Annotated in this window: 5 protein-coding genes; all 5 read right to left on the bottom strand. The window is 54.2% G+C overall.

Going from position 1 to position 10,692, the window contains the following annotated elements; genetic code table 11:
- Positions 1-797: 797 nt before the first annotated feature.
- On the bottom strand, positions 798-3,425 hold the full coding sequence (gene clpB / locus FUA23_RS21615; protein WP_147932864.1) for an ATP-dependent chaperone ClpB: 2,628 nt from the start codon (positions 3,423-3,425) through the stop codon (positions 798-800).
- A 494-nt stretch (positions 3,426-3,919) separates the two neighbouring features.
- Entirely contained in the window at positions 3,920-5,083 is a 1,164-nt protein-coding gene (gene bshA, locus FUA23_RS21610; protein WP_147932863.1) for an N-acetyl-alpha-D-glucosaminyl L-malate synthase BshA, read from the bottom strand.
- A 90-nt stretch (positions 5,084-5,173) separates the two neighbouring features.
- Positions 5,174-8,008, bottom strand: a complete 2,835-nt coding sequence (locus tag FUA23_RS21605; RefSeq protein WP_147932862.1) for a T9SS type A sorting domain-containing protein — start codon at positions 8,006-8,008, stop codon at positions 5,174-5,176.
- 297 nt (positions 8,009-8,305) lie between these two features.
- Entirely contained in the window at positions 8,306-8,839 is a 534-nt protein-coding gene (locus tag FUA23_RS21600) for a tetratricopeptide repeat protein (RefSeq protein ID WP_147932861.1), read from the bottom strand.
- Between the two features lie 226 nt (positions 8,840-9,065).
- The coding region (locus FUA23_RS21595) for a T9SS type A sorting domain-containing protein (RefSeq protein WP_147932860.1) at positions 9,066-10,692 on the bottom strand (1,627 nt) is incomplete at its 5' end.

Here is a 10,692-nt window from a genome sequence, read left to right as displayed (position 1 = left end):
TCGTACCGGATCGGGATACTAAATATTCGCTCAGCAATCAAAGTGTAGAGTGCAGAGCGCAGAGTTCAGTCCCTCCGCCTTCGGCCTTGGCACCGGCAGTGGAATCCGATTTTTGAAGCCGTTTAGAAATGGAAACTGTCTGAGCGTTCCCGAAGCCCCAAGATCAGCATCAAAGATTTTGACCAACCAATAAGCCTGGAAGCAACCCAATCAACGCCAACGCGAGTTTTTCCATTTTAGGCTTCAACAATCGGATTCCACGATCAGCCGGTGGCGCAGCCTTGATTTTTTTGGTTCGTTTTTTTATCAAGAAAAAAATGAACGGGCAAAACGGGAAGAAGCGCAGTCTTGGGGCATCGGTTGAGGAGTTCTATTCCGATTGAGCCCCTACGCGCCAGTTACGAGATCAGAGGTCGCTCATCCTCGCTATTTACAAGCAGGTGAAGGCGGCTAGGCCAAGGGTTTCCCTTAGTGCTACAACCTCCGTAATTGAAAGCAACGCACAGAGCTGCGACGTTCCGATTTTAACATAGCACCCTTGGATGCTTCTAAAGTAAGCCGCCGACAGGCACGCAAGACGGGCTGTCATCTTAAGTGATGAAGAAACTAAAGATACCTGGAGGCCAGAACTGCCGAAAATCGTAACGGACCATTATGATACACGATGTTATCTCCTGCCACAAAAAAGCGGCCGGGAAAAATCCCGGCCGCCAGATACACTCACTAATACACACATCTTAATATCTTACCGCGCCTGAGGCGCGCGTTTCATTTTCGGGCCAAAGCGGCGCATCGCCTCAGGCGATGCTTTCCGGAATTCGCTCCTGCTTACGCGCCTGACGGAAGACAACAACGTCGTCGAAAACATCAAGCACGAGCTGACTCCCCGGGGTAACGCTGTTTTCCAACATCTGTTTAGAGAGCTGGCGCAGCACCCGCTTTTTGATCACGCGCTTCAGAGGGCGGGCACCGAATTCAGGGTTGTAACCCTCGGCGGCGAGCCAGTCCATCGCTTCAGGAGCGATGGTAAGCGTGATGTCCTGCTCGGCAAGCTGCTTACGAACTTCGTTGAGTTGCAACTCCACGATTTGGCGGATATCCGTCCGGTTGAGGGGGCGGAACATCACCACATCGTCGATCCTGTTAAGGAACTCCGGACGTACCGTTTGCTTAAGTACGTTAAAAAGCTCCTCTTTGGTTTCCTCGACGATAACATCTTCGTTGTTGCCATTAATTTGGCTGAAGCGTTCGCGAATCAGGTCTGAACCGATATTGGAGGTCATGATCACGATCGTATTCTTGAAGTTGGCAACCCGTCCCTTATTGTCGGTCAGACGTCCGTCGTCAAGAACTTGCAGCAGGGTGTTGAACACGTCCGGGTGCGCTTTCTCGATCTCATCGAGGAGCACTACGGAGTAGGGCTTGCGGCGAACGGCTTCGGTCAGTTGGCCACCTTCGTCGTAGCCAACGTATCCGGGAGGGGCGCCCACAAGGCGGCTCACGGCGTGGCGTTCCTGGTACTCGCTCATGTCAATGCGCGTCATCATGTCGGCATCGTTGAAGAGGTACTCGGCCAACGCTTTGGCAAGCTCTGTTTTACCTACACCGGTTGTCCCGAGGAAGAGGAAACTCCCGATGGGCTTGTCCTGGCTGCTGAGACCAGTCCGGCTCAGGCGGATGGCATCGGCGACTGCCTCCACTGCTTCTTCCTGGCCAATCACTCTCTGGTGTAACTCGTCTTCGAGTTTCAGTAGCTTTTCGCGCTCACTTTGCAGCATTCTGGTAACGGGAATGCCGGTCCAGCGGGCTACAATTTCGGCGATGTCTTCAGCGTCAACCTCTTCTTTCACGAGCATCTTCGCGTTGGTCTGCATATCGACGAGTCTCACCTGAAAACCATCAAGCTCCTGCTCTACTTCAGGAATGAGTCCGTAACGGATTTCGGCTACACGGCTGAAGTCACCGGAGCGTTCGGATTGTTTGGCGTCGTTTTTGAGCTGCTCAATCCTCTCTTTCGCCTGCTGGATACCAAGAACGACTTCCCTTTCGGATTCCCACTGGGCGCGGAACGCGTTGCGGCGTTCTTCCAGGTTGGCGATCTCTCCGGCAATGCGGTCGAGCTTGGTTGAGTCGTTCTCGCGTTTTACGGCTTCGCGCTCGATTTCGAGCTGGCGGATCTTGCGTTCCACTTCGTCGAGTTCGGCTGGCATTGAGTTCATCTCCATACGGAGGCGCGCAGCAGCCTCATCGATCAGGTCGATGGCTTTATCGGGCAGGAAACGATCGGTGATGTAACGCTCAGAGAGTTGCACCGCGGCGACAACGGCCTCGTCGAGAATGTTGATCTTATGGTGGGTCTCGTAGCGTTCCTTGAGGCCGCGAAGAATCGATATCGCGTCTTCTTCGTTCGGCTCATTGACCTGAACCTGCTGGAAGCGACGCTCCAGAGCCTTGTCGCTCTCGAAATATTTCTGGTACTCCGCCAGCGTGGTGGCGCCAATGGCGCGGAGTTCTCCACGGGCAAGGGCGGGTTTCAGGATGTTTGCCGCATCCATGGCTCCGGCGCCTTTTCCGGCGCCGACGAGGGTGTGGATCTCATCAATAAAGAGGAAAATCTGGCCGTCGGCCTGAGTCACTTCGTTAATGACGGCTTTCAGGCGCTCTTCGAATTCACCCTGGTATTTTGCGCCGGCAATCAGCGCGCCCATATCGAGGCTCCAGAGGTCTTTTTCCCGCAGGTCCTCCGGCACATCGCCGTTGACGATGCGGTGGGCAAGCCCCTCGACGATGGCAGTTTTACCGACGCCTGGTTCACCGATCAGAATCGGGTTGTTCTTGCTGCGGCGGGCGAGAATGTGCAGGACGCGGCGGATTTCTTCGTCGCGACCAATCACAGGGTCAAGTTTGCCGCTGCGGGCCCGTTCGTTCAGGTTAATGGCGTACTTCTCCAATGAGTTGTACTGGTTTTCGGCAGAGTTAGAAGTAACCTTCTTGCCCTGGCGCAGCTCTTCGATGGCAGCCTTCAGTACTTTAGGATTCACACCGGCGTCGCGCAGAACGGTAGTTGTAACGTCATTGATCTTCAGTGCGGCGAGCAGGAAGTGCTCCAGGCTCACGTATTCATCTTCCATTTCTTTGGCGACGACACTTGCGTATTGCATCATTTCTCCGGCGGGGCGACTCAGGTTTTGCTGGCCGCCGGATTGTTTGGGGTAGCCTTCCACAATGCTGTCGATGGCTTGCTTTACGGCGTTGAGGTTGGCGCCCATCTTCTTGAACAAGAAGGGCGTCACGTTTTCATCAATCTCAAAAACCGCTTTCAGCAGGTGACCAGGCTCAATGCTTTGCTGACCGTTGCCCAGGGCAATCTCCTGACCACGCTGCAAAGCCTCCTGGCTCTTTATGGTGAAGTTGTTGAAATTCATATTTAAATATTTTATCGGCTTAAGCCGTGACTGTCAGATAGTTGTCGTCAAATATTGAACGGCTCTTCGGGGGAAGTTGGTTCAATGTTGACGCGGCAATAAGGAGCAAAGTGAATGCCTGAAACATAAATCGGAATTTTCGTCAGGTGTTTTTGTTTGCGACTGACTTTTTTTCAGGCGCGAACGCGGGTGCACTGATCGGTTTTAGGGCCATTGCTTGGAGACTCAGGCCGTTAACGATGTGGTTAGTTTGGTAATTCCACGCCATGCACTCCAAATATGTGTGGGGCGGGGGCGACGGCAGATAGCGTTTGTTCCCTTAGGGGCAGGGAGCAAACCAGATTGATCGTCGGGAAAACCGACTCTCCGAACAGCCTTCTTTGCACCTGCGACCGCGCCTGCTTCTCTGGCCGCAACCTGCACGGGGGAAGCAACCTTTCCGCGCTACTTCAGCTTCAGACAAACAGGATGAATCAAGAGGGGAGTGCTGTCCCTTAACAATCAAAAACAGGCTCCTCCGGCTTTATGGTTGTTCTGTCAATCACTTCCTGATAGTAGGCTTCGTATTTGGGGATGATCTCTTCGATGTCGAACCTGGCGGCCTGGGCGAGTGCCGCAGCGCGGAACCGCCCTAGAATTTTGTCGTCCTTCAGGATTTTCAGAGCGTCTTCGGCCATCTTGTCGACCATGCCGATTCCCGAAAGGTAACCTGTTTCGCCGTCGATGTTGACCTCGGGGATGCCACCCACATTCGAACTGATGACGGGGACCTGGCAAGCCATCGCTTCGAGTGCGGCAAGGCCAAAACTCTCGCTGGCCGAGGGCAGGAGGAAGAGATCGGAAACGGCAAGCAGCTCTTCTACGGCATCCTGTTTGCCGAGGAACCGTATGTCCTGGCTCAGGCCGAGTTTACGGCTCAACTCTTCGCAGCGGCTTCGTTCCGGTCCGTCTCCGATCAGAAGGAGCTTACTGGGGATTTCATCGTTCACAATCTTAAAAATGTAAATCACATCGTCGACCCGCTTGACGGGACGGAAGTTAGAGACGTGGATGAGGATTCGCTCTCCGTTCGGAGCAATCGCTGCCTTGAAATGATCTTTGTTGTCGCGGTGAAAACGCTTGAAGTCGATGAAGTTATAAATCACCTCGATCGGGTTGCAGATATCGAAGTTAGCCAGCGTGTCTTTGCGCAACGATTCCGAGACGGCAGTAACGCCGTCTGACTTGTTGATGGCGAAAGTGATCGTTGGCGCAAAGGCCGGGTTGGTGCCCACCAGCGTAATGTCGGTACCGTGTAGAGTGGTGACAAACGGAACGTACTTGCCCCGGCTGATCAGAATTTTGCGCGCCATGTAGGCCACCGACGCGTGTGGAACTGCGTAGTGGACGTGCAAAAGGTCGATGCCGTAGTTCTCGATCACGTCAACCAACTTCGACGCGAGGGAAGTCTCGTAAGGCGCAAACTCAAATAGGGGGTAATCGGACCCGCTGTCTACTTCATGGTAAAAGACGTTGGCCTGGAAGCCACCCAGCCGGGCAGGGCGCCGGTAGGTAATAAAATGTACTTCATGCCCCTTGCGGGCCAGGCCCAGGCCGAGCTCTGTGGCCAATACACCACTACCACCGTAAGTGGGATAACAGACTACTCCAATCTTCATATTTTGATAAAGGTCTGAAGCGGGCATTTAGTTTGCTGATCAACATTTTCAATATTGCCGCTTGCCGGTGTGGGAACCGACAAACTGCATCTATTGCTTGATCACCCGGATGGTGCGCGCTGCGTTATCTACTTGTAAACGAAGAAGATAGACGCCATTGGGGAAGGCGCTGAAATCAAACTGTTCATTGAGGCTGATTTGTCGTCCGATTACCTTTGTGAGCATCCGGCGACCGGTCAGGTCATAAACTTCAGCTTTCAGTTCGGTTGCGCGGCTCAGGTCCAGGCGCAGTTCCAGCAGACCTGAAGTCGGGTTGGGGTATACGCTGAGGTCCTGAAGGAGCTCGGTAGCTTCGTCGGCGGCTACGTCGAGGTCAACGGTCACGGTAATGATGTCTCCACAACCAACGGCGTCGGTTACGGTTACGGTGTAATCGCCCACGGCGAGGCTGTCGGCGGTAGCGGTTGAGTCTCCGGTACTCCAGTTGAAAGTATACGGCGCAAGACCAGCACCGGGGATGATGGTGGCAACGCCATTATCGCCGAAGCTGTTGGAGTGATCCACGTCTGCCATCAGGTCGAGATCCGCCGCGCAGCGGCGGATAGCGATGTCGTCGAAGTTGGCCCAGAAGTCTCCGGTTCCCGGCCAGAGGAGCAGGAAACTGAACTGGAGCGCATCGCCGGTGTAAGGCTCAAGGCTGATGCTTACGCTTGTGTCGGTAACAACGGTCAGTTCTTCGATCAGGATCGTGTCTTGCGAGCAGTTGGAGAAGGCGTAGATGAAAACCTCAGTTGGTTCTTCGTAAGGTGTCTCATTGCCAAAATTATAGAGGTCTATTTTGAAGCGCAGGCTATCTCCGCTTTCAATCAGGCCGTAATTCGCGGTACGGAAGGTCATGGAAGGGTCCAGGCTCCATACGTTGTCGTACATCGTTACTTCGCCGTCGTCGTTACGGTCTGCAATAAAGTTATCACTGATGTCCCAGCCGTCGGGCGTATCGCCGTCGGTGAATCCTTCGAAGAAGGGGATGTCCTCGCGGGTGCGCAGGTAAAATACCGTTGTGTCGTTGTTGAGCTGGAAGTCGTCGCTCAGTTCAGTCCATACTTCTATCGTGCTCTCCGACGATGTTGTTCCGTCGAACGGGGTAGAGAAAATATAGGTGGCCGTTTGCCCTGCGGTGAGGGGGCCGGCAAATACTTCGGTCGTTACGTCGCCTCCGTTTACCCGGTAACTGAGGTTCACGTTTTCGGCTGTATTGAGGCCGAGGTTGGTAAAGCGGAAGGATACAGAGTCGGTAGGTGAGCTACAGGTTTCGGGGTTGATGCTGAAGGCCTCTGCTGCTGCGAGGTTATCACCCATGCGCTCGGTCAGGGTAACTGCGTCGACAAGGAATCCTTCGAGGCGGGTGCCGTTATCTGTCCGTAGGGCGAAGCGAAGCTGGATCCTTTCCCCGGCTACGCCGGGGATGAGGTTGGCTACGGTCCTGAAGTTGTCACCAAAACCGCCGTCTCCGGTCCAGCGCTGGTTCTCGAGGTCATTGTACCAGTTGATGCCTGCGGGGCTGGTTTCTACCTTTCTCCAGTTCTCGCCCTCATCAATGGTGTATTCCAGGGTGAGTTCATCGAAGCCGTCTTCGCTCTCAACGAACAACTGGCAGCTGAAGAGCGGGTCTGTCGTCATTCCCGAAAGGTCGAAACAGGGAGAGACGAGGTAAGATTCTTCCTGGTTGAAGTAATCATCGTTTAGTTCTGTAACCCAGGCGTTGCGTCCCTGGGGCGCGCGATCGATGAGGTCGTTCTGTGGCTGACCCCATTCCCAGCTGGAAGGACTGCGCCCCTGGCGGTCGGAGTACCAGAATCCGTTGTTCTCTTCAAAGTTCTCAACGTAGGGGAATTCGGTGATCAGAGGAATATGCGTTACCGATATGGTGAGAGTGTCGTTGCTGTTGTCTTCGTCGTCTTCCAGTTCTGTCCACAACTGAAATTCATACGTCCCGGGGGAGGTCAGGAACGCCCGGATGTCGAAGGTGAAGAACTCGGTGCTGTCTACGCCAACCACACCGGTATAGATGCCATCGTTGGGCATCTGTACGCCGGCGGAGACGCCGTCGATGGTGAAGTTTACGTTGAAGAATGCCTGGGGTTCGCCACCGAAGTTGGTGATGCCAATAGTGACGTCTTCTGCGCCAAGGTCACATCCGGTAACAGGGGAGGAGAGCTGAGTAACCCCTACGTCTTTACGCTTTTGGGTCATGACCTGAAAAGGCCCGCGGATGGCAGTTGTATCGTCTTCTGCCTGGCAGGCGGCGTCGATCCAGAAAGTATAAAGGCTGTCCGGCGCAAGGTTATTGATCCGGTAGGTCGTGTCGGAGCCGGTAATAGTTGTGCCATCCATATCTACGGCCGGGTCGTAGTCGCCGCCCCGGTACTGGATGCGGTAAAGAGGATCGACAGATGGGGGCAGGCTTAGGAAACGGATGTCTACGGAAGTAGAGCGGACCCGGAAAAATTCGATGCTGTTGGCAGCAGGCGCGGCACAGGCCTCACATTCCACAACGAAGCTGAAAATGTTCATACTGTCTGGTGGCTCTTCATCGGGGCCAACGCCAGCGCTGTAAATCAGGCTGTCGTTGTTATTCAGGATCGAGAAGAAGGTTTCGTTGGGGAAGCCACCGTGCATGTAGTCAAGCTCCACAACGTCGCCGTTGTTGACGGGAAGGAAAACGGATCGGAAAAAGCCGTCGTTGTCGTCCCGCTCCAGGGTGTACATCGTGGAGACTCCGTTGATCCGAATAGTCAATTCGCCACCGTTCCAGCCGTCTCCGAACGTGTCTTCCATCAGAAGCTGGTAATTACAATCCTGCGCGGTGAGTGTACTCATTCCGGCGGCGAACAATAACAGGGAAAGGCAGTAACGAATCAGCATAAGTATTCAGGTATTGGTAGAGGTGGGTTTACTGGGCAGTCATTCTGGGGCGAGGACGCAGGTGCAAGGTAAGAAGCTTTTGATCGCGGGGTATACCGGCAACCTGTTCGAAGGACCTCAATTGTCTTCTGTCGCACTTAAAAAGCTGTCATTGCACCTGCGGCCGCGCCCTAAAATACCGCATTTACCGCGAAAAATAGCCAAAAGTAAGGGAGCAAAGACGGCAATTTTGAAATGACTCTGCATTACAGAGATATTTCATCGTCATTTCAGAACCAGTAATGAGTTCGGGAAATGCTACTTTTCAGTAAGCTCCTCCATGATTTGCGCCGTAGGAAAGTTGTGGCCATACCTGCTGTTCGCTACCCGCGCAAGTTCGCCCTTTGCTGCTTTCAGATCGCCGCGCTGTAAATCGATCAACGCCAGGTGCCACCATGCCTCGGATGCGTATTCACCCTCCTGATCGATCTGGTCCAGGTAATCGGCTCCCTCTGCGTAGTTGCCGGTAGCCACCGCCGAGGTACCCGCCAGCAAGAGTGTTTCGTCGGAAACGGGCAATGGGTTGCTTTCCAGGTACGCACGGAAACTCATCAAAGCGAGGTCGTAATCTGCTGATTTGTGGTAGGTGTAAGCCTGCCGGATGATGGAGGCATCCGTGTCGTTAGCGCTTGCCGAAAGACTGCGCTGTGTTGTGTACCCCTGGCTTGGCGCAGCATCGAAATAGGTCGAGAAAAGATGCTTGCCAGGCTGCTCTTTTTTGTAAGCCGACATGGCAAACAGAGAGCAGGCAACGACTACAGAAACAAGAATTATGGAAACTGTCTTTGACAAAGCAGAAAGGGTTGTGGAGGGCAAAGATAGGGGCAAGAGCGGTAGCATTTGGTTAGAGAACGGTTAAGAGAGCATTTAGTCACTTTTTTAAGCCGGATCAGCTCCGTGTAACGGTTTTTTCTGCGCAAGGGTAGCTACGATCACAAAATCCCCCCACGGTATTGTAACCGTGGAGGGATTTGTACAGAATCAGAAATATTTCGACTCAGAGCCGCAAACAGGACTCTTACTCGATGATCATCTGGCGGGTGGCAGTGAAATCACCAGAAACGAGGGTGTAAGAGTAGGCGCCGGCAGCGCCGAAATCTTCCAGCTCAACCTGATTCAGACCGGCAACTGCATCGATTTTTACCGTCTTTACGAGCCTGCCTGCTGCATCCTGAACCGTCAGGGTAGCGGGGCCGGCAACAGCCAGTTCGAAGCTGATGCTCGTTGTGTTAACCACGGGGTTAGGCGTGTTCTGGTACAGTGCGTTTTGCGCGGTCGCGGGTGCAAAGTCGGAGTTGAAGGCAAGGTCGAGACTGTTGCTCGTTCCGTTCAGCGCCACACCTTCACGAACCACTACGGCGTCGCTCAGGCTGATTAGGTCACTGACTTTGCCGGCAGTAGTTGCTCGAACTTCCAGCACTACAAGACCACCGGAACGCTCAGCGTTCCCGCTAGCCGGAGGGGTTTGGGAGGGGGTTCTTACGAGCACCCCAATCATACCTTCACCAGCCCGGTTCAGGTTCAGACCACCTTCACCGACGATCTCAGCAGAGATCAGCTCGAGGCCGGCAGCCAGCTCGATGGTACCCTGAAAGCCCGCCACCTGCGCGCCGTCAAGGACGATCGTGCGGAGTTGTCCGCTTTCCAGTTGTACGTCGTCTACGTTCAGAAGCTGAGCCGTACGACCGGTGGCACCGGTCAGGTTCATCTTCTCTACCGCTACGAAGTCAGCAGTTACGCTGCCCTGCAGGTCGTTGGCGTTGAACACCTCGGGGAAAGCTTCCGCGTACGGGTTGCTCATGTTGATGCTCGTTCCGGCTTCCAGCATGAACCAGTTGCCTCCGGCAAAGCCTTCGTCAAGACCAAGGATACAACGCTGGCCGGCAAGGATGTCGAATACGTCGAACGAAGCATCCTGATTAACATCAGCGGCTACGAACTGGTAAGCGCTGGCGAACGGCGCCGTTCCGAGGATCTGACCGATACCTGCTACGAGGTCGGAAGCCAGTACGTTTTGCGGGTTGAACGGAGCATCGAAGACCGGCTGTACGGTATAGTCTGCGTTCAGTGGGAGGTCGCTGAAGGTGTACGTTCCGTTGGCCAGTGTCATTACCGATTGGTCCATACCGTCGGAGCTGGTGAGGTTAACCTCTACGCCGGCAACGTTTTCGTTGTTCTGTGTTGCGATCAGACCGGACAGGTCGCCGGTTGAACCGTCACACCAGCCCATGTTGTCCTGTACTTCTACGATTACCTCACAGTAGTCAGGCGTAGAACCGTTGTCGTCGAAGGCGTATACACGTACGTTCACCGTACCATTGTCGAAGTCATCACAGTCGATGTCGTCGATACCAAGAACACCAGCTACTGGTGTGAAGCCAGCAGTGCCAGCTTCGCTGGAGCGGTAGAGGCTGTACTTGTCTACTACGTTACCGAAGCAGTCTTCGATCGGAGAAGCGATGAAGTCTGAAGCCCAGATCGCAGCCATGCCGCCACCGTTGCCGTCGTTCATCAGGGTAACAGTCAGGGTCTGGATACAGATCGGAGTAGGCGACTTGTCAGCAGTTACACAGAACTCGATGATCTGAACGTCGAAGTTACCACAGCCGTCAGATGCGCGAACGCGGATAGCGTGGTCACCAACC

Origin of the sequence: Neolewinella aurantiaca, assembly GCF_008014675.1 — a bacterium.
Taxonomy (GTDB): Bacteria; Bacteroidota; Bacteroidia; order Chitinophagales; family Saprospiraceae; genus Neolewinella; species Neolewinella aurantiaca.
This window is presented reverse-complemented; position numbering and strand designations above follow the sequence as displayed.